We start from the raw sequence: 16,939 nt of genomic DNA on the forward strand, positions 1-16,939 counted from the left end.
GGACGGCCAAACTTCGAGGGCTCACGAAAAGAGGCCTTGTCCTTGGTTGTCTCCAGCCAGATCAGCGAACACTTCGTCAGCATCGCGAAACCGCCCTTGCTCGATCTCGCGATGTCCCAATGCCAGGAGCTTCAGCAACGCGATCGTCTTTTCGCGCTCCTCATAGCTGCGGACATCCATCACCACGAGCTTCGCTTCCCCGTCTTGCGTGATCAGCAGCGGTTCGCGACTCTCCGAGATGTCCTTGACGATATCCGTCGCGTGGTCCTTGAGATAGCTGATGGGTTTGACTTGGGTCGACAACTTCATCGGAGTGGCCCTTCCATGAACACGAAGGATCCATTCTGAACTGGATGAAGTCTCTCGACCCTGTCGCTCAAACCACACCCTGCGCCAACATCGCATCCGCCACCTTGACGAACCCCGCCACGTTCGCCCCATCGACATAGCTCACGCGCCCACCCTCGCGGCGCCCGTGGGCCAGACAGGCCTCATGGATGCTGCGCATGATCTGCAGCAGGCGCGCATCGACCTCCTCGCGCGGCCACGACAGGCGCGCGGCGTTCTGGCTCATCTCCAGGCCCGAGGTGGCGACGCCGCCGGCATTGCTGGCCTTGCCCGGCGCATAGAGCACGTCGGCCGCCTCGAACACCTTGACCGCCTCGATGGTGGACGGCATGTTCGCGCCCTCGGCCACGCAGACCACGCCGTTCTTCACCAGCGTCTTCGCATCCTCGACGTCGAGCTCGTTCTGGGTCGCGCTGGGCAGCGCGACGTCGACCGGCACATGCCACGGCGTGGCACCGGCGACGAACTTCGCACCGACGCGCTCGGCGTAGTCGCTCACGCGGCCGTAGTGGTGGTTCTTCACGTCCATCAGCACCGCGAGCTTCTCGGCGGTGAAGCCCGACTCGTCGACCACCGTGCCGCTGGAGTCGGACACCGTGACCACCTTGGCCCCGAGCGCCATGGCCTTCTCGATCGTGTACTGGGCGACGTTGCCCGCACCCGAGACCGACACGCGCAGCCCCTCGAAGCCGAGCCCGCGCGTCTGCAGCATCTCCTGCGCGAAATAGACGTTGCCGTAGCCCGTGGCCTCGGGCCGGATCAGCGAGCCGCCGAACGAGAGGCCCTTGCCGGTGAACACGCAGTCGGCACGGTTGGTGAGCTTCTTGACCATGCCGGTGAGGTAGCCCACCTCGCGGCCGCCCACGCCGATGTCGCCCGCGGGCACGTCGGTGTAGGCGCCCACGTGGCGGAACAGCTCGGTGGCGAAGGCCTGGCAGAAGCGCATGACCTCGCCCTGGCTGCGGCCCTTGGGATCGAAGTCGGAGCCGCCCTTGCCGCCGCCCATCGGCAGCGTGGTCAGCGCGTTCTTGAAGGTCTGCTCGAAGGCCAGGAACTTGAGGATCGACAGGTTCACCGACGGATGGAAACGCAGGCCGCCCTTGTACGGGCCGATGGCCAGGCTGTGCTGGATGCGGTAGCCGCGGTTGACCTGCACGTCGCCGTGGTCGTCGGTCCAGCAGACACGGAAGGTGATCACGCGCTCGGGCTCGACCAGCCGTTCCAGCAGCGCCTGCGTCTGGTAGCGCGGATGCTGTGCGATGAAGGGCCACAGGCTCTGGATGACCTCCGTCACGGCCTGCAGGTATTCGGGCTGCCCGGGATTGCGCTGGGCCACGTGGGCCAGGAAGTCTTGAGCGCTGGCGTGCTTCATTCCTCTATCTCCAAAAAGGTGCGTTCTGGCCAAAATCGTGCATTCTCATGCACGAATGGCTCAAGGTTATGCACCAAAGTAATGAAACTCGTAGGGATAAGGTTCGAATTCGCACCAACTTGGATTGAAAACGAGTTCGCCGCCAGCGGATGTTCATCCGCTGGCGGCGAAGCTGGGGAGGCGAGCCGCGCCCCGCGACCCGCCGGTTCGGCCCCTCAGGGCTTCACATACGACTTCGTGCTGTACAGCGCCCCATCGAGCTTGCGCAGCAGCGGCAGCCCCGTCCCCACGTCCTTGGCCTGGCGGTCGATGTAGGTCTGGAACACGTCCGCGTCGAGCACGCCGATGTCGAGGCGGCGCGCGGCGGGCACGGCGGCCAGGGTCTTGTAGCCGTCGCCGCCGGTGGCGTTGAAGCTCAGCACGAAGAGCTTGTAGGTCTTCGTCAGGTCCAGCGGGCCCCAGGTGTTGGCCGCGGCATTGCGCACCTCGATGCTGGTGACGCGGCTGCCCTCGGCCTTGGTCGCGTCCACGTCGAAGCGCAGGTTGCCGGTGTAGGGGTACGGGCCGGTCGAGCCGCCGGGACCGTAGACCGCCTGCATGCCGTCCTCGAGCATGTTCTTGACCTCCTGGCCGGTCACGTCGAGGCGAAACAGCATGTTGCCGAAGGGCAGCACCTCGATCACGTTCGCGGCGGTCACGCGGCCGTTGAGCGGCACGCGCACGCCGCCGCCGCTCTGCAGCGAGATGTCGGCACCACCGTACTCGGCATTGGCCACGTCGACATAGGCCTGGGCCACGAGCTGCTGGATGTCGCCGCCGCGCAGGCTGACCTCGCCCAGCGCATTGCAGGCCACGCTCGAGCGGCTGTAGTCGACCGTTCCCACGCCGCCGGGCACGCGGCGCGAGCAGAGTTCGGTCGGCACCAGGGCCACCTCGCTCTTCGTGAACGCGTCCACCTTGTCCTTGAAGGGCTTGAGCACCGCTGCCGCCGCCACGCTGGGCGTGGTCACGCGCAGGAAGCCGCTGGCCGCGACGTCCGCCAGGATCGCCGTCTTCTGCTCGGGCGTGGCGGCCGGCGCGTTGGAAGCACTGCCGACCTTGAATTCGTCGCCGATCAGCACGTGCGGCGTGCCGGCGCAGTTCGTCACGTTGCCCTGCGCATCGAAGGAGACCTTGAGCTCGCCCACCACCTGGCTGTATTCCCAGGCCTGCACCAGGCAGACGGGCTTGCCGTCCTTGTCGGTCGCGCGCGTGGGATAGGCACCCGCGGGCGAGCCCACGCCATAGGTGCTCAGCCCGGTGGGGCCGACCAGCGTGTGCGAATCGCCGCCGACCACGACGTCCACGCCGCTGAGCTTGGCGATCACGGTCTTGTCGTACTCGTAGCCGATGTGGCTCATCACGATGATCTTGTTCACGCCGCGCGCCTTCAGCGCATCGATCTCGCGCTGGGCCGCGACGGCTTCGTCGTCGAAGGTGGTGTCGGGGTCGGGGCTCGACGAGGCCTTGGTCTTGGCCGCGATCGTCAGGCCCACGAGGCCGATCGACTGGCCGCCGCGCTGCACGACGATGGACTTGTTGACGTAGCCCGGCGCGCGCGAGGGGTGGAGCGCGGAGCTCGCGCCGAAGTTGACGTTGGCGCTCAGCACCGGCGTCTTGCACGCACCCTTGTGCAGGAAGTCGATGAACTTCTTCAGGCCGCTGTCGCCCTTGTCGAACTCGTGGTTGCCGAGCGTGAAGGCATCGAAGCAGACGGTGTTCATCAGCGCGGCATCGGCCTCGCCGTCGGCGCCCGCGCGGTTGAAGTAGAGCGTGCCGGTCTGGGCGTCGCCCGCGTGCAGCTTGAGCACGTTGGTGGACTTCGCGGCCAGTGCCTCGATGGCGGCCGTGACGCGCGGGAAGCCGCCCGCGTCGACCTGCACCGGACCGGGCGCGCCGCCGCTGGCGCTGCGCAGCTGCAGGGTCCTGGTCTTGCTGTCGAGGTTCGAGTGGTGGTCGTTGATGTGCAGGATCGTCAGATCCATCGGCTGGGCCGTGGGCGTGCCGGGCGTATCGCCACCACCGCCACCCGATGCGGGCGGCGGAATGAAGGCCACCGAAGAACCACCACCACCGCCGCCGCAGGCAGCGAGCAACATCGCGGCCGCCAATGCGGACGCGCTCAGAATGCGTTTCAAGACTGATCCCCTCTTGTGAAAAACGGGATCGTGTGAAGCTCGGATGAAGCGGGGATGACAGCCTTGCGCCGCACGGGCCATGCATGCGCGGCCCGCGCCATCGATGCGAGGATGCGCGGTGGTGCCGGCTCAGGCCACGCGCGCCAGGCTCGCGCCGATCGCGTGGTCGATCACGCTCTTCCAGCCCCCATCGTCCTGCCGCCGCGCGATCTCGGCCGAGCTGCCCTGCGCGATCACGTCGCCGTCCGCCGCGCGAAGGGTCCAGTCCGCGCGCAGCAGCGCGAGCTCGCCGCTGAGCACGCAGAAGTTGTTGACCGAGGTCATGGTGCCGCCGAGCGCGAGCAGCGCCCGCAGCGAAGCCTCGATGGCCGCAAGGCCATGGTCGGTGGCGGCGGTCTGCGCGTTGTGATGCGCGGCGTCCCGCTCATAAAGCGACAGCAGGCCCGCCAGGTCGCGTGCGTTGTAGAGCGCGGCGAAGCGCGGGTTGAGTTCGGCGGGATGGGTGACGGCAGGCATGTCGATGCTCCTCGATGACGGGCATCATTCGAGCATTGCCCGGCGAGACTTACCAAATGGAAACCGCACCCGTCGTCGAAGAGATCCACGGCGCCCGCGCCCCGACGCCACCGCAGCCGCGCCTGCCCGCCGAATGCCCGGTCGAGCACTGGCTCGCGCTGCTGGGCCATCGCTGGAGTGCGCTGGTCCTCTGGCACCTGGCCGCGGCGCCGCTGCGGCATGGCGAGCTCGCGCGCAGGCTGCCGGGCGTGTCCGCCAAGGTGCTCGGCGAGCGGCTCGCCGAGCTCGCGGCGGCGCGGCTGGTGCAGCGGCATGACGACGAGACGGGCGGTGCGCATGCGCTGTACGGCCTCAGCGAGGCGGGGCAGCGCCTCAAGCGCGTGCTCGACCAGCTCGAGGCCTGGTCGGCCTCGCTGGACAGCACGCCGCCGCCCAGGCTCGACCGGTTGCTGCTGGAGCGCTGAAGCCTAGATCCGCCCGCCGTCCGTCAGCACCGTGCGCCCCGTCACCCAGCGCGCATCGTTCGATGCGAGGAACGCCACCACGTCGGCGATGTCCTCGGGTTCGGCCAGCCGGCCCAGCGGCGTGAGCGCGGTCTCCTCGCGCAGGTGATCGGCCGGGATGCCCGAGGTCATGTCGGTGCGCGTGATGGCGGGCGCCACCGCGTTGACGCGGATGTTGCGCGCGCCGAGCTCCATCGCGAAACCCTTGGTCAGCACCTCGACCGCGCCCTTGGCCGCGGAATACAGCGCGGTGCCGCCGCCGGGGATGTGGACTAGGTCGGTCGACACGTTGACGATGGCGCCGCCCGCCTTCGGGATGTGCGGCAGCACGGCCTGCGTCAGCACGATGGTGCTCCAGGCATGGGTGTCCATCTGCTCGACGAACATCGCGCGCGTGAGCTCGCCCACCGGCGCCGCGACGAAGGTACCGGCCGCATGCACGAGGATGTCGATGCGGCCGTAGGCCTCGGCGATGGCGGCCACGGCCGCGTTCGCCGCGGCCTCGTCGGTGACGTCGGCCTGGAACGCGGATGCGCGCCCGCCCTCGGCGACGATGCCGCGCACCACGGCCTCGGCCGCGGCGGCGTTGCTCCGGTGCAGCAGCGCGACGGTGATGCCGTCGCGCGCGAGGCGGCGCGCCACGGCGGCGCCGATGCCGCGCGAGCCGCCGGAAACGACGGCGATCTTCTGGTTCAGTGTGTTCATGAGGAAGCTTCTTTCTCTGCAAAAAGGAGATGACAAGGAAGCTTCGAAGGTAGGGCCGCGCGGCGCATTGCACGAGCCGTGCGGGCGCAACGGGGCGTTGCCGCCGCTGCAACGCCAGCGGCGGCGCGCGCCCTCGTCAACCCGCGCCGGGCGGCTCGAGTTCGCGGTACCTGGTCTCGAGCAGGGCCAGCACCGCGCGCACCGCGGAGCTCATGCCCTTGCGGCTCGGGTACAGCACGTAGGCCTGCGTGGCCAGCGAGGGCCAGGCCGGCAGCACGCGGCGCAGCCGGCCATCGGCCAGCGCATCGCGGCAGGCCTCGAGCGGCAGCTGCACCAGGCCCGCGCCGCGCAATGCGGCCTCGCGCAGGGCCTGGTAGTTGTCGCTGATCAAGAGCGGCTGCGGATGGTGCAGCAGCGTCCGGCCGTCGCCATCGACCAGCGCCCACGGTCGCACGCTGTCGGGCCCGCCGCCCTGGCCCAGCGCGGGAAAGCGATGCAGGTCGGCCGGCTCGGTGGGTTCGCCATGCGCCGCCAGCAGCGCGGGCGCGCCCACCAGTTCCATGCGCCCCACGCCGATCGGCCGCGCGACGATGTCGGCCGAGGCCAGCGGCTGGCTCGCATAGCGGATCGCGAGGTCGATGCGTTCGCCCAGCAGGTCGACGAAGCGGTTCGACAGGTCGAGCGTGATGCGCACCTTCGGATGCCGCAGGCTGAATTCGCCGAGCCAGCCGCCGAGCAGCAGCTCGCCCGACACCGGGGAGGCGCTGATGCGCACGGGCCCCGCGGGTTCGCCCAGCGTCTCGTCGACGGTGGCGCGCACCGCCTGCGCCTCATCGGCCATGCTGCGCGCGTGGCGGTAGACGCGCTCGCCCACGTCGGTGACCTGGAAGCGGTGCGCCGAGCGCTGGATCAGCCGCACGCCGAGCTGCTTCTCGAGCGCGCCCACGCGCCGGCTCAGCCGCGACTTGGGCGTGCCGGTCTCGCGCTCGGCCGCCGAGAAGCCGCCCGCCTCGACCACGCGCGCGAACAGGAGCAGGTCGTTGAGGTCTTCCACCATGCTGTCGATGCCTTTCTTGCGTTTCCCTCGAGCGTGGCGCGGCGCCGCGTTCCACGGCTGCAACGCGGCGTGCCAGCGCCGGTATCGCGGCTGCCGCCACGAATGCGTAGCCTGCGCGGCTTGACGATCCGCCCGCCGATGCCGACCTCCATTCTCACCACCCCGACACCGGCCCCGGCCGATGCCGCCACGCGCGGCGCCACCCTGGCCGCCGCCTGCCTCTCGATGGCCGCGATCGCGATGTCGATCACCGCCGCGGGCGTGGCGCTGGTGCCGATCGGCGCGGCATTCGGCATCGGCTTCGGCGCGCTGCAATGGGTGCTCAACCTCTTCGTGCTGAGCTTCGCCGCCTTCCTGCTGCCGGCCGGCGCGCTCGCCGACCGCATCGGACAACGCCGAAGCTTCATCGCTGGCTGCGCGATCTTCAGCGCCTTCACGCTGATGGCCGTGCTGGCCACGCGCACCGAATGGCTGCTGGCCGCGCGCTTCCTGCAGGGTGCCGGCGGTGCGCTGCTCGCGGCCAGCGGTCCGGCCGCGCTCACGGCCGTGTTCCATGGCGAGGCCGAACGCAAGCGCGCCTTCGGCTGGCTCGGCAGTTGCGGCGGTGTCGGGCTCACGCTGGGCGCGCTGTTCTCGGGCGCCGCGGCCGCGCAAGGCGGCTGGCGCGCGGCGCTCGCGATCCACCTGCCGCTGGTGCTGGCCGCGCTCGCGCTGGCGCTGTGGAATTTCCGCGGCCATGCGGCCCGGCCGGCGGGCGCGCGCTTCGATCTCGTGGGCGCCGTGCTGGGCTTCGTGACCATCGCGGCCGCGATGGCCTTCGGCATCCTCGGCGCCGAGCGTGGCTGGGGCGCGAGCGCCGTGCTCGCCTGCCTGGCGATCGCGCTCGTCGCGGGATCGCTGTTCGCGCGCTCGCAGCGTCGGCACCCGGCACCGCTGCTGTCACCCGCCCTGCTGCGCAACCGCGGCTTCGTGTTCGCCTGCCTGCTCACGTTGCTGTTCACCACGGTGTGGGTCGCGATGTTCATCTACGTGCCGCTGCACCAGCAGGCCGCGCGCGGCCACGACGCGGACCATGCGGGACGCACCCTGCTCGCGCTGCTGATGCCCGCGATGGTGATGCCGGCACTCGCCTCGCGCCTGGCCGTGCGCATCGGCACGCGGGCCGTGCTGGTCGGCGGCTGCCTCGCGATGGCGGCCGGCCTGGGCCTGTTGTATCTGGCGTGGGCCGATCTTTCGCGTCCCGCCGCGCTCGAATGGCTGGCACTGGCGCTCTGCGGCAGCGGCGCCGGCTGCCTCTACGGCCTGCTCGACTATCTCGCGATGGCCAGCCTGCCGAACGCGCTGGCCGGCACCGGATCGGCCACCTTCAACGTGCTGCGGCTGCTCGGCGATGCGCTCGGCGCCATCGTGCCGGGCGCGGTGCTGGTGCAGGCCCTGGCGCCGCGGCTCGCGGCCGCCAGCGGCGAGCCCGTGACGCGCGAGATGCTCAACGCCGTGGCGGCCGGACAGTTCGGCGCGCTGGCCTCGGGCGGCGCGGCGGCGGCCGAGGCGTTTCGCGGCGCGATCGCGGCCGTGCCCGCGGTGCTGGCCGTGCTGGTGCTGCTCGGTGCCGTGCTGGCCTGGTGGCGCGCCGAGCGGCCTTGAATACACCAGCGCCGCACTCCATCGAGCGCGAGTTGCGCGAGCCCTACACTGCCAGCCGATGGTTCCCGACCCTTTTCACGCATCGCCATGCCCGAGCGCCTGACCTCATACTTCTGGCACGGCGATGCCCTGCGCAGCCGCAGCGTGAGCGAGGTCGTGCTCTCTTCGACGCTGGAGATCCCCGAACCACCGGCGCGCCTGGTGGCCGACTGGCGGCGCGATGCGAGTACGCAACTGATGCTCGAGCCCGGCGACGTCGAGCCCCTGTCGCTGGCGCGCGCGAGAACGCGCTGGCCCGATTACGGACGCTGCGTTCAGGCGGTGGCCGACTGGGCGCGTGCGCAGGGACTGCCCGGCCTGCCGGGCGACGCCGAGGTGGCGCTGATGGCCTGCCGCGGCGCGCGCTACCACCACGACGGCGCGCAATACGGCGGCGCGGCCTTCTGCAACCTCTTCCTCGGCGAGGACCTCGGCCTCGACGTGCACTTTCCATCGGCCAACGTGCGCCTTCCGCTCGCGCGCGGCACGGTCATGCTGTTCGACACCTGCCAGCCCCATGCCGTGATCCGGCGCACGGCCGAAGGCTTCGATGCGGCGGACTTCGAAACGCAGCGCGACAGCACGCAGTGGTTCCTGACCTGGGAACTGCCGATCGAGCACGAGGCGCTGGCCCGAGTGCTGGACATCCGCTTCGATGTCGATCCCGAAACGGCAGCGCGGCTCGACGCCGAGCAGTTGTGGGTCGATGGTGAGGTGGCTGCTCCCGACCCCGCTTGCGGCGGCTGGATCCGCGGCGGGTGACCACGGGGGCGGCGTCGATGGCCTCCATCGACATGTCTGCCTGCGCCGACGTCAACGCCTGGACCGGCGTGCGCGCGCCCGCGCGGACGCCCCGGCGCCGAAACCGGGGCATCGCCGCCCATTTTTTCGGACTTTTTTCACGCTTTTTGCCCGGTCATGCCTCGCGGAGTGCATCCAACCCCAAGGTAGGCTGCGTTAGCAATTAATGAAAAAGACTGACGTCCTGGCAACTTCCATGGCCCTGGCAAGAGAAGGACTTGCCCTCCAACCGTCCGATGCGTTCGAGTTCATCGCGGAACTCATCGCCGAGGAAAATCCCGCCTCCGATTTCTATGACCGGAAGGTGGAGCGCCTGCTCAAGCTGGGCGCATGCATCTGGAGCCTGCGGCGCGACCTGATCGCGCGCTAGCTCGTGCACTCGCGGCGATGTGCCGGAGAGAGAAAACTATCTGGGGGCCGAGGCGCCCGGCGCCGAAAGAGGCGCGGCGCCCGCGGTCCACAGGTCCATGAAGCGTCGATTCGCCTCGAGCTTGAGCTCAGCCAGCGCGTCGAGTGCGCTCACCGGGGCACCGGGCCCGAGCTCGCGCAAGGTGTCGTACAGGGCTGTCTCGGACGCAGCCCAGGCAGCGTAGAGATCCTCGTCGAATCGGGCCATCGCGGTCTCCTTTGCTCGTTCGTGCTCGCGGGTGCAAGCGCATTTCGCTTGCCTCGTAATACTAAAGCGCAACACAGAGGATCGAACCCTCGGACTGGCGGTTTCGGCTCCTCCAAAAGGAGGATGCGCATGCTGGCCACGCGGGCCGGAAAGCACGCGCGAAGCGCCCGCGGGCCGGAGCGGCCCCAGGGATAATGGCCGCCCCATGATCGTCCGCCCTCGTCCCCACTGGCTGCGCATGCTGTTCGTCTGGCACGGTTCGGTGCTGTCGTCGATCGTGCCGCAGCTGTTGTGGACCACCGGCTTCGCGATCCTCGTGACCGTGCTGCATGGCCGGCTGTTCCAGTGGAAGGTGCCGCTGAACTTCGTGCCCTTCTCGCTGATCGGCCTCACGCTCGCGATCTTCCTGGGCTTTCGCAACGGCACGAGCTATGCGCGCTACTGGGAGGCGCGCACGCTCTGGGGCACGCTGCTCAACGAGACGCGCACGCTGGTGCGCCAGCTGATCACGCTGCTGCCCTCGCGCGAGGGCACCGAACTGCCGGTCGCACGGCTCATCGCCTTCGTGCATGCGCTGCGGCATCAACTGCGCGGCACCGATGCCACGGCCGACCTCGCGCGCCTGCTGCCGGACGAGGACTGCGCGCGGCTTCGGTCCGTGCGCTTCAAGCCTGCGGTGCTGCTGCTGATGGTCGGCGAATGGCTGCAGGCGCAGCGCCTGCAGGGCCGGCTCGCGCCCGAACTCGCACCGGCCGTCGAGCTGCCGCTGGGCCGGCTCACCGAGGCGCTGGGCGGCTGCGAGCGCATCGCGGGCACGCCGATCCCGTTCACCTACGCAGTCATCATCCACCGCACCATCTACCTCTACTGCGTGCTGTTGCCCTTCGGGCTGGTCGATGCGATCGGCGCCATGACGCCGGTGGTGGTGGCCTTCATCGCCTACACCTTCTTCGCGCTCGAGGCGCTCGGCGCGGAGATCGAGGAGCCCTTCGGCATGGAGCCCAACGACCTCGCGCTCGATGCGATGTCGCACACCATCGAGGCGAGCGTGCGCGAGATGATGGGCGAGACGCTGCCGATGCCCAACGCGAAGGGCACGGGCTACGTGCAGACGTAGGTGGTCCGGCGCCTCAGCCGCCCGCGGGCCGAGGCCGACGCTCGAACATCGGCACCGTCACGCCCCGGGCCTCGCTGCCGTCGGCCTTCCACACCAGCGTGTCGGCCGGGAACTCGTCCTTGCGCGTCATCGCATCGACTTTGGACGCGACCAGAGCCACGGCTTCCTTGACCTCGGGATTCCAGGCGAACACACCCGCGCGGCCATACCAGACCACGGGCGTCGCGGCGTCGAGACGGCGGTCGGGGCACATCGTGATGCGGCGCTGCGCGAGCACGCGCAAGGCGCCGACGCCCACGGCGCGGATGCCGGGCCGGGTGCGCTCGGCGGAGTGGCCCGGGCACACGCGCGAAGCCTGTTCGATCGCGTTGTCATAGACCTGGGCATCGCTTTGCGCATGGGCCTGGAAAGCGACGAGGGCACCGAGCAGGGCGAGGCCCGAGGCCGGCCATGAGAGACGGTGTGGCATGCGTATCTTCCTCCTGGTTCATTCATGGATCGACGAACGGGTCGCCGCCCGGGCATTCTTGCAAAGGACGCCCGGGGCGCCTGTAGGTCGAGGCCGGTCTCACGGGCTCATCGGGCCTCGGTCCAGGCATGGACATGGACGAGGCCCGGAAGCAACGGGTCGATCGCCTTCAGCTCGCCGACCACCTGATGCTTCAGCACGCCACGGATCGCTTCGAAGATATCTCGCGTCAACGACTCGTACTCGCCCTTTCGGGTCTGCAGATAGAGTTCGCGTCCGGCATGCAGCTCGGCCACGTGGTCACGACGAACGAGCGAGGCCGAGCGCACGCCCTGCAGGAGGCACAGCGGCGTCGTCACGGCCCAGCCGGCGCCTCCCGCCACCATGGCCGTCAGCATGTCCGCCGTCTCCACGTCGAGGCGGTTGGGCAGATTCATCTTCAGACGGCGCAACGCCACCTCGATCTGCTCGGCCGTGTGCCCGCGCTGGCTGAACCGCACGATCGGCAGCGTGCGCGCCAGCATCGCGATATCGGCCACGGACCGGCACGCGGGCTTGCTGTCGAGCGGCGCGATGACCAGGAACTTCTCGGACAGCAGCGGGTGATTGACCACGTTGTCCAGCGCCGACGGCCGCGTGGAAATCGTCATGTCCACTTCGCGATGGATCAGCGCCTCGCCCAGGGCTGGGGACAGCCCGGAGCGCACGGACAGTTGCGCCGTATCCAGCAACAGCTTCTGCACCACCGCCGTGCCGCATGTCGCCGCGAAGGAATCGACCATGCCGACGCGCAGGCTCGGCTTGATGCCTCCACTGGCCTCGATGACCGCACCGCGCAGGTTGATCGCTTCTTCCACGAGCACCCGGCCCCGCTCGAACAGCGCCACGCCCGCGAGCGTCAGCGTCAGCGGGCGCACCGATCGGTTGAGCAACGGCATCCCGATGTCGTCCTCGAGCAGGCGAACCGCCTGGGAGATGGCCGATTGCGTGACGCCCAGCCGTTCGGCCGCCTTGGACATGCTGCGTTCGTAGGCCACGATCAGGAAGGCCAGGAGTGCCTGCATGTCGAGGGGAAGGGACGATCCTGGGACTTGCATGGAGGGGCCTTTGCCGAGAAGAAAATTTTATGTGCGAATTAATTTCGGCGAATCATGTCTCCGGCGCATCATTAGAAACAATGATATGACTCATTAGATTCAAGCATCGAGAAAGAGAAACCGCATGAATTCATCGCTTCGACGATAGATTCCGCGTGCCGGTTGCAATGAGGAATTTCTCGCGCACGGTCCGCCACAAAAAAGTAGACGCGCCATGACTTTCGAGAAACTTCGCACGCTGTACGGATTCAGTTTCACACGGGGCAGCCGCGTGCAGGTCAACGGGAGGAAAGGAACCGTCACCGGCACTGTTTCCGGCTTGCATGTCCGAGTCAAATTCGACGACAAGCAATTGAGCAGTCCTTGTCATCCACTTGAATTGCAACCGCTGCCCGAGGAGAAGGCTCTCGTCGATTCGTCTCGAAAGACCTGTCCCGATCCCGGATCGAACCGGCGAATCCGCAAGCGCGATATGCCGAACCATTTCCTGATGGCATCGGCCACATCGAGACTGCTGGCCATGTCGCGGGAATTCCTGGGCCTGGGAGGAAGTCCGGCCGAAAAAGTCTGCGACCAGATGCTTGCTTCGCTTCTGGCGCGTCCCGGAGCGTCCTACATGTTCTCCTCGTTCTTCGCGCATTCCAGGGCCGTCAGTCGGCACAAGCTCTGATGCGGATCCACCATTCGGTGCTGTCACACCGCCAAGAAGAAGCAATGCCGTCGCCGCCCTTCTCCCTCCTCCCTTGAGCGGCGGCTTCAACCCGTTTCGGCGGGTTTTTTTTCAGGTCAGTGCCCCGATCCTCTGCGCATCCCCCGGCGTCGTCGGGTTGTAGACCACCAGGCTGAGGTCCGGCCGCCCATCGACCGCGAACGACGAGTACTCGAAAGCCAGCGGCCCGAGCACCGGATGGCGGATGTGCTTGACCGCCTCGCCGTGCACGCCGACCACCTCGTTGTCGCGCCACATGGCGTCGAACTCGGGGCTCAGCCGGCAGAGTTCGTCGACCAGCGGCTGCACCAGCGCCGCGGCGCCGGCGCGGGTGGCGTCGGCGCGGAAGGCACCGAGCGCGAAGCGCGCCACGCTCTGCCAGTCGTACTGCGCGGCGCGTGCGCGCGGGTCGAGGAAGATGAAACGCAGGATGTTGCGCTGCCCGGGCGGCAGCAGGCCGTAGTCCACCAGCATCACGCTCGAGGCGCGATTCCATGCGACCACGTCCCAGGTCGCGGTGCGCATCAGCGCGGGACAGGGATGCAGCGCATCGAGCACGCGCTGCAGCCGCGGCGTGACGCCCTCGGGCTGGCGATAGCGCACCTCGGGCGGCCGGCCCAGGCCCAGCAGGTAGAGGTGCTCGCGCTCGATCTCGGTGAGCACCAGCGCCTGGGCGATGCGCTCGAGCACCTCGGCCGAGGGCGCGCCGCCGCGCCCCTGTTCGAGCCAGGTGTACCAGGTGGCGCTGATGTGGGCGCGCTGCGCGACCTCCTCGCGGCGCAGGCCGGGCGTGCGGCGCCGGTCCGGCGAGTAGCCGAAGGCCGCGGGATCGAGCCGGGCACGTCGGTCCTTGAGGTAGTTGCCGAGGGCATTGCCGTCCGCCGGATTGCCGTTTGCCATTGCGCTCATGCTGTTAGCCGCCATACCACGATAACGTCACTACTTTACCGGGATGGTTCGCGGTCGGAGACTGGCCTCCAACCCAACCTGGAGATCTTTCCCATGCGAGTGTTCGTCACCGGCGCGACCGGTTTCATCGGCCTGCCCGTCGTCAAGGAACTGGTGGCGGCCGGCCACCAGGTGATCGGCCTGAGCCGTTCACAGGAGAAGGCGGCCGCCTTGAAGGCCGCCGGCGCCGAGGTGCTGCACGGCACCCTGGAAGACGCCGACGGCCTGCGCGCCGGCGTCGAGCGCGCCGATGGCGTGATCCACCTGGCCTTCAACCACGACTTCTCGCGCTTCGTGCAGAACTGCGAGGACGACCGCCGGGTCATCGATGCGCTGGCCGCGGCGCTCGCGGGCTCCGATCGACCGCTGGTCGTCACTTCCGGCACCGGCATCGCCAACACGGTGGCGGGCCAGCCCGCGAAGGAAGACCATCCGACCGTGGGCGCCGACACGCATCCGCGCGCGGCCTCGGAGGAAGCGGCCAATGCCGCCGCCAAGGCCCATGGCGTGAACGTGTCGATCGTGCGGCTGCCGCAGGTGCACGACACGGCGCGCCAGGGCCTGATCAGCCCGCTGATCGAGATGTACCGCGACAAGGGCGCCTGCGCCTATGTCGGCGATGGCCTCAACCGCTGGCCCGCGGCGCATGTGCTCGACGTGGCACGGCTGTTCAGGCTCGCTCTAGAGAAGGCCGCGCCGGGCGCCAAGTACCACGCGGTGGCCGAGGAAGGCGTGGCGATGCGCGAGATCGCCGAGGCGCTCGGGCGGCGCCTGCAACTGCCGGTCCGCTCCCTCGCGCCCGACGAAGCAGCGGGCTTCTTCGGCTGGCTCTCGATGTTCGCGGGGATGGACCTGCCCGCGTCGAGCGCGTGGACGCGCGAGACCCTGGGATGGCAACCGACGGGGCCGGCGTTGATCGCCGACCTGGAGCGGCTGCGGACGGCCTGAGCGATCAGGCCTCGCGCAAGCCCTGCAAGGTCTGCAGCAGCACCACGCGCGTCTGCCCCAGCACCATGCCCTTCCACTCGTCGTTGTCGCAGTAGAAGGCATCGCGCAGTTGCCGACGGATCTCTCGCCGCTGCGACTCGAGCGCTTCCGGATGGCGGCGCAGCCAGGTGTCGGCGCTCAGGCGCAACAGCATGTCGTCGGCGGGGATGGTGCCGAACTCGAGGCCCATGGGCGCGATGCGCGCCCGCGGGCATTCGTCGTAAGCCGCCGACACCACCGGTCCCGACACATGCGCGGACACGGAGTCCTCGCCGAACAGCGCGAACACGTCGGCGCCCCACCAGGCGCGCGCGAGCGCGAGGTCCTCGGGCGTGTTGCGACCCGGATAGACCTTCTCGCCGTGGCCGTAGGGCCCAAGGCCCGTATGCAAGTCGATCCAGCCGATGTGGGTGGCCGAGGCCGCGTACTTGCGCAGGATCGAGCGGATGGTCCTGTTGCTCCACGCGGGCGCGGTGCCACCATAGAACAGGCCGTCGGGAGAGCCGTATTGCCCCTTGGTGACGGCGGCGATGAAGGCGCGCATGCCGTGCTTCTCGACATAGGCGGCCACGGCCGCCTGGTCGGCCGGCGTCGGCGGCCAGCTCGCGGGCAGTACCAGCGGTTCGACCTCGGTGTACTCGGCATTCACCGGCAGCGGCGCGCCGAAGTCGATGTGGTTGCGGTTGAGGTCGATGTTGTCCTCGTTGGTGCGGTGCAGGTGCGAGAAGCCGTGCGGGTTGACGGCATGCACCAGCAGCAGCGCGACGCCGGCCTGGCGCAGGCGCGCGAGCAGGTCTTCGTCGTGCAGGGTCGCGACCTGCGCGCCCGAGCCGCAGAAGCCCTCGGGGCCGTGCGTGCCCGAGCTCACGAGCAGCAGCTTCTTGGCGTCGATGGCGCCGAGCAGCGCGACGTCGGTCGCGAGTTCCTCGCCGAGCGCGCCGCGATGCGCCTCGTTGACGAAGGACTCGATCGAAGCGCCGCGAGCGCGCGCGGCTTCGAGGAACTTGGCGCGGGCCTCGACATAGGTGCCCGAGAAATGCCGCGTGGCGGCGGTGCTGTGATGGGAGATGGTCATGGAAGGCTTCGAAGAAGAGGCGAGTTTTTTCAGGCGTGCGCACCGGCCGCGTCGATATCGCGGCCCGTATGGTCACGCAGCCAGATCAGGCCCAGCAAGGAGACCGCGGTCATCGCAACCAGATACCACGCCGGCGCGAGCTTGCTGCCAGTGGCGTTGAGCAGCCAGGTGCTGATGAAAGGCGCGAAGCCCCCGAACAGTGCCACGCCCACGCTGTAGACCAGCGACATGCCGCTGGCGCGCACCGCCTTCGGGAACATCTCGGGCAGCATCGTGATGCTCGGTGCGGTCTGGCCCACGAGGCCCAGGCTCAGCACACTGAGCACGATGAACAGCACCGCGGGCGTGGGCGAGGCGTTGAGCCACAGGAAGCCCGGGTAGATCAGCACCACGAGGAACACGCGGCTCCAGAGGATCAGCGGCTTGCGCCCCACGCGGTCCGACAGCGCACCGACCAGCGGCGACACCACGAACAGGATCAAGCCCGTGATCGCCGCGCCGAACAGCGCCACCGAGGGCGCGAGCCCCAGCTCGCGCACCGCGTAGGTCGGCATGTAGAAGGTGATCACGTAGGCGGCCGTGGTGCCGCCCACCATGGTGAGGATGGCCGCGAGCACCGTGCCGCCATGCTGCGTGCAGACGATCCGCAGGCTGCTCTCGCGCGGCTTCGCGCTCGCATCGGGCGCGATCTCGAGCGACTCGTGCAGGTGGCGGCGGATGTACATGCCCACCGGCGCGATCAGCATGCCGATGACGAAG

19 protein-coding genes are annotated in these 16,939 nt (G+C 68.9%); 7 read left to right on the top strand and 12 right to left on the bottom strand.

Translation table 11 applies throughout. The features are described from left to right. Positions 1–21: 21 nt before the first annotated feature. From KV106_RS36870 to KV106_RS36885, 4 genes are all read right to left on the bottom strand, one after another. The gene (locus KV106_RS36870) at positions 22–309 is read right to left on the bottom strand and encodes a type II toxin-antitoxin system Phd/YefM family antitoxin (RefSeq protein WP_057593872.1); all 288 of its coding nucleotides are present in this window, start codon (positions 307–309) and stop codon (positions 22–24) included. Positions 310–376: 67 nt separating this feature from the next. Beyond that, complete coding sequence (gene gdhA / locus KV106_RS36875) at positions 377–1,720, bottom strand: NADP-specific glutamate dehydrogenase (RefSeq protein WP_057593871.1); 1,344 nt, start codon at positions 1,718–1,720, stop codon at positions 377–379. A 215-nt stretch (positions 1,721–1,935) separates the two neighbouring features. Beyond that, positions 1,936–3,858 carry a bifunctional metallophosphatase/5'-nucleotidase gene (locus KV106_RS36880; protein ID WP_261216935.1) on the bottom strand — a complete coding sequence of 641 codons (1,923 nt, stop codon included), beginning with the start codon at positions 3,856–3,858 and terminating at the stop codon, positions 1,936–1,938. Between the two features lie 168 nt (positions 3,859–4,026). After that, positions 4,027–4,413 carry a YybH family protein gene (locus KV106_RS36885; RefSeq protein WP_261216910.1) on the bottom strand — a complete coding sequence of 129 codons (387 nt, stop codon included), beginning with the start codon at positions 4,411–4,413 and terminating at the stop codon, positions 4,027–4,029. Between the two features lie 56 nt (positions 4,414–4,469). Here KV106_RS36885 and KV106_RS36890 point away from each other — a divergent pair, with 56 nt between their 5' ends. Continuing rightward, positions 4,470–4,877 carry a winged helix-turn-helix transcriptional regulator gene (locus KV106_RS36890; RefSeq protein WP_261216912.1) on the top strand — a complete coding sequence of 136 codons (408 nt, stop codon included), beginning with the start codon at positions 4,470–4,472 and terminating at the stop codon, positions 4,875–4,877. A gap of 3 nt (positions 4,878–4,880) precedes the next feature. Here the strand turns inward: KV106_RS36890 and KV106_RS36895 are convergent, their stop codons facing one another. Next, positions 4,881–5,621 carry an SDR family NAD(P)-dependent oxidoreductase gene (locus KV106_RS36895; protein ID WP_261216914.1) on the bottom strand — a complete coding sequence of 247 codons (741 nt, stop codon included), beginning with the start codon at positions 5,619–5,621 and terminating at the stop codon, positions 4,881–4,883. 136 nt (positions 5,622–5,757) lie between these two features. After that, positions 5,758–6,678 (bottom strand): LysR substrate-binding domain-containing protein, encoded by a 921-nt coding sequence (locus KV106_RS36900; RefSeq protein ID WP_314733666.1) that lies wholly within the window; start codon positions 6,676–6,678, stop codon positions 5,758–5,760. A 138-nt stretch (positions 6,679–6,816) separates the two neighbouring features. Here KV106_RS36900 and KV106_RS36905 point away from each other — a divergent pair, with 138 nt between their 5' ends. The 3 genes from KV106_RS36905 to KV106_RS36915 all read left to right on the top strand — a co-directional run bounded on the left by KV106_RS36905 (position 6,817) and on the right by KV106_RS36915 (position 9,532). Continuing rightward, positions 6,817–8,322: an MFS transporter gene (locus KV106_RS36905; RefSeq protein WP_261216916.1), complete on the top strand. Its 1,506-nt coding sequence runs from the start codon at positions 6,817–6,819 to the stop codon at positions 8,320–8,322. A gap of 87 nt (positions 8,323–8,409) precedes the next feature. Beyond that, positions 8,410–9,123 carry a hypothetical protein gene (locus tag KV106_RS36910; RefSeq protein ID WP_261216918.1) on the top strand — a complete coding sequence of 238 codons (714 nt, stop codon included), beginning with the start codon at positions 8,410–8,412 and terminating at the stop codon, positions 9,121–9,123. A 235-nt stretch (positions 9,124–9,358) separates the two neighbouring features. Continuing rightward, a complete protein-coding gene (locus KV106_RS36915; protein WP_261216920.1) occupies positions 9,359–9,532 on the top strand; it encodes a hypothetical protein in 174 nt (57 codons plus the stop codon). A gap of 36 nt (positions 9,533–9,568) precedes the next feature. On the opposite strand, the gene KV106_RS36920 is transcribed toward KV106_RS36915, so the two are convergent. Further along, positions 9,569–9,778 carry a hypothetical protein gene (locus KV106_RS36920; RefSeq protein ID WP_057589808.1) on the bottom strand — a complete coding sequence of 70 codons (210 nt, stop codon included), beginning with the start codon at positions 9,776–9,778 and terminating at the stop codon, positions 9,569–9,571. A gap of 205 nt (positions 9,779–9,983) precedes the next feature. Here KV106_RS36920 and KV106_RS36925 point away from each other — a divergent pair, with 205 nt between their 5' ends. Continuing rightward, entirely contained in the window at positions 9,984–10,895 is a 912-nt protein-coding gene (locus KV106_RS36925; protein ID WP_261216922.1) for a bestrophin family protein, read from the top strand. Positions 10,896–10,908: 13 nt separating this feature from the next. Here KV106_RS36925 and KV106_RS36930 read toward each other — a convergent pair whose 3' ends face one another. Both KV106_RS36930 and KV106_RS36935 read right to left on the bottom strand, forming a co-directional pair. Next, positions 10,909–11,364, bottom strand: coding sequence for a hypothetical protein (locus tag KV106_RS36930; RefSeq protein ID WP_261216924.1), 456 nt, complete (start codon positions 11,362–11,364; stop codon positions 10,909–10,911). Positions 11,365–11,471: 107 nt separating this feature from the next. Continuing rightward, complete coding sequence (locus tag KV106_RS36935) at positions 11,472–12,428, bottom strand: LysR family transcriptional regulator (RefSeq protein WP_261216925.1); 957 nt, start codon at positions 12,426–12,428, stop codon at positions 11,472–11,474. A 247-nt stretch (positions 12,429–12,675) separates the two neighbouring features. On the opposite strand from KV106_RS36935, the gene KV106_RS36940 reads away from it, so the two are divergent. Continuing rightward, positions 12,676–13,131: a hypothetical protein gene (locus tag KV106_RS36940; protein ID WP_261216926.1), complete on the top strand. Its 456-nt coding sequence runs from the start codon at positions 12,676–12,678 to the stop codon at positions 13,129–13,131. 111 nt (positions 13,132–13,242) lie between these two features. On the opposite strand, the gene KV106_RS36945 is transcribed toward KV106_RS36940, so the two are convergent. After that, positions 13,243–14,079 carry a helix-turn-helix transcriptional regulator gene (locus tag KV106_RS36945; protein ID WP_261216927.1) on the bottom strand — a complete coding sequence of 279 codons (837 nt, stop codon included), beginning with the start codon at positions 14,077–14,079 and terminating at the stop codon, positions 13,243–13,245. Between the two features lie 93 nt (positions 14,080–14,172). Between KV106_RS36945 and KV106_RS36950 the strand changes: the two genes are divergently transcribed. Further along, on the top strand, positions 14,173–15,066 hold the full coding sequence (locus KV106_RS36950) for an SDR family oxidoreductase (protein ID WP_261216929.1): 894 nt from the start codon (positions 14,173–14,175) through the stop codon (positions 15,064–15,066). Positions 15,067–15,070: 4 nt separating this feature from the next. Here the strand turns inward: KV106_RS36950 and KV106_RS36955 are convergent, their stop codons facing one another. Next, a complete protein-coding gene (locus KV106_RS36955) occupies positions 15,071–16,180 on the bottom strand; it encodes a M14 family metallopeptidase (protein ID WP_261216931.1) in 1,110 nt (369 codons plus the stop codon). Positions 16,181–16,209: 29 nt separating this feature from the next. Next, positions 16,210–16,939 (bottom strand): MFS transporter (locus KV106_RS36960; protein WP_261216933.1); only part of this gene is annotated, 730 nt, incomplete at its 5' end.

Source organism: Variovorax endophyticus, from assembly GCF_025376855.1.
Lineage (GTDB): Bacteria > Pseudomonadota > Gammaproteobacteria > Burkholderiales > Burkholderiaceae_C > Variovorax.

Excerpts from the sequence above, each read along its gene's own strand:
- KV106_RS36870 (WP_057593872.1), bottom strand. The coding sequence starts at position 309 with ATGAAGTTGTCGACCCAAGTCAAACCCATCAGCTATCTCAAGGACCAC.
- gdhA (WP_057593871.1), bottom strand. The coding sequence starts at position 1,720 with ATGAAGCACGCCAGCGCTCAAGACTTCCTGGCCCACGTGGCCCAGCGC.
- KV106_RS36880 (WP_261216935.1), bottom strand. The coding sequence starts at position 3,858 with ATGTTGCTCGCTGCCTGCGGCGGCGGTGGTGGTGGTTCTTCGGTGGCC.
- KV106_RS36885 (WP_261216910.1), bottom strand. The coding sequence starts at position 4,413 with ATGCCTGCCGTCACCCATCCCGCCGAACTCAACCCGCGCTTCGCCGCG.
- KV106_RS36890 (WP_261216912.1), top strand. The coding sequence starts at position 4,470 with ATGGAAACCGCACCCGTCGTCGAAGAGATCCACGGCGCCCGCGCCCCG.
- KV106_RS36895 (WP_261216914.1), bottom strand. The coding sequence starts at position 5,621 with ATGAACACACTGAACCAGAAGATCGCCGTCGTTTCCGGCGGCTCGCGC.
- KV106_RS36900 (WP_314733666.1), bottom strand. The coding sequence starts at position 6,678 with ATGGTGGAAGACCTCAACGACCTGCTCCTGTTCGCGCGCGTGGTCGAG.
- KV106_RS36905 (WP_261216916.1), top strand. The coding sequence starts at position 6,817 with ATGCCGACCTCCATTCTCACCACCCCGACACCGGCCCCGGCCGATGCC.
- KV106_RS36910 (WP_261216918.1), top strand. The coding sequence starts at position 8,410 with ATGCCCGAGCGCCTGACCTCATACTTCTGGCACGGCGATGCCCTGCGC.
- KV106_RS36915 (WP_261216920.1), top strand. The coding sequence starts at position 9,359 with ATGGCCCTGGCAAGAGAAGGACTTGCCCTCCAACCGTCCGATGCGTTC.
- KV106_RS36920 (WP_057589808.1), bottom strand. The coding sequence starts at position 9,778 with ATGGCCCGATTCGACGAGGATCTCTACGCTGCCTGGGCTGCGTCCGAG.
- KV106_RS36925 (WP_261216922.1), top strand. The coding sequence starts at position 9,984 with ATGATCGTCCGCCCTCGTCCCCACTGGCTGCGCATGCTGTTCGTCTGG.
- KV106_RS36930 (WP_261216924.1), bottom strand. The coding sequence starts at position 11,364 with ATGCCACACCGTCTCTCATGGCCGGCCTCGGGCCTCGCCCTGCTCGGT.
- KV106_RS36935 (WP_261216925.1), bottom strand. The coding sequence starts at position 12,428 with ATGCAGGCACTCCTGGCCTTCCTGATCGTGGCCTACGAACGCAGCATG.
- KV106_RS36940 (WP_261216926.1), top strand. The coding sequence starts at position 12,676 with ATGACTTTCGAGAAACTTCGCACGCTGTACGGATTCAGTTTCACACGG.
- KV106_RS36945 (WP_261216927.1), bottom strand. The coding sequence starts at position 14,079 with ATGAGCGCAATGGCAAACGGCAATCCGGCGGACGGCAATGCCCTCGGC.
- KV106_RS36950 (WP_261216929.1), top strand. The coding sequence starts at position 14,173 with ATGCGAGTGTTCGTCACCGGCGCGACCGGTTTCATCGGCCTGCCCGTC.
- KV106_RS36955 (WP_261216931.1), bottom strand. The coding sequence starts at position 16,180 with ATGACCATCTCCCATCACAGCACCGCCGCCACGCGGCATTTCTCGGGC.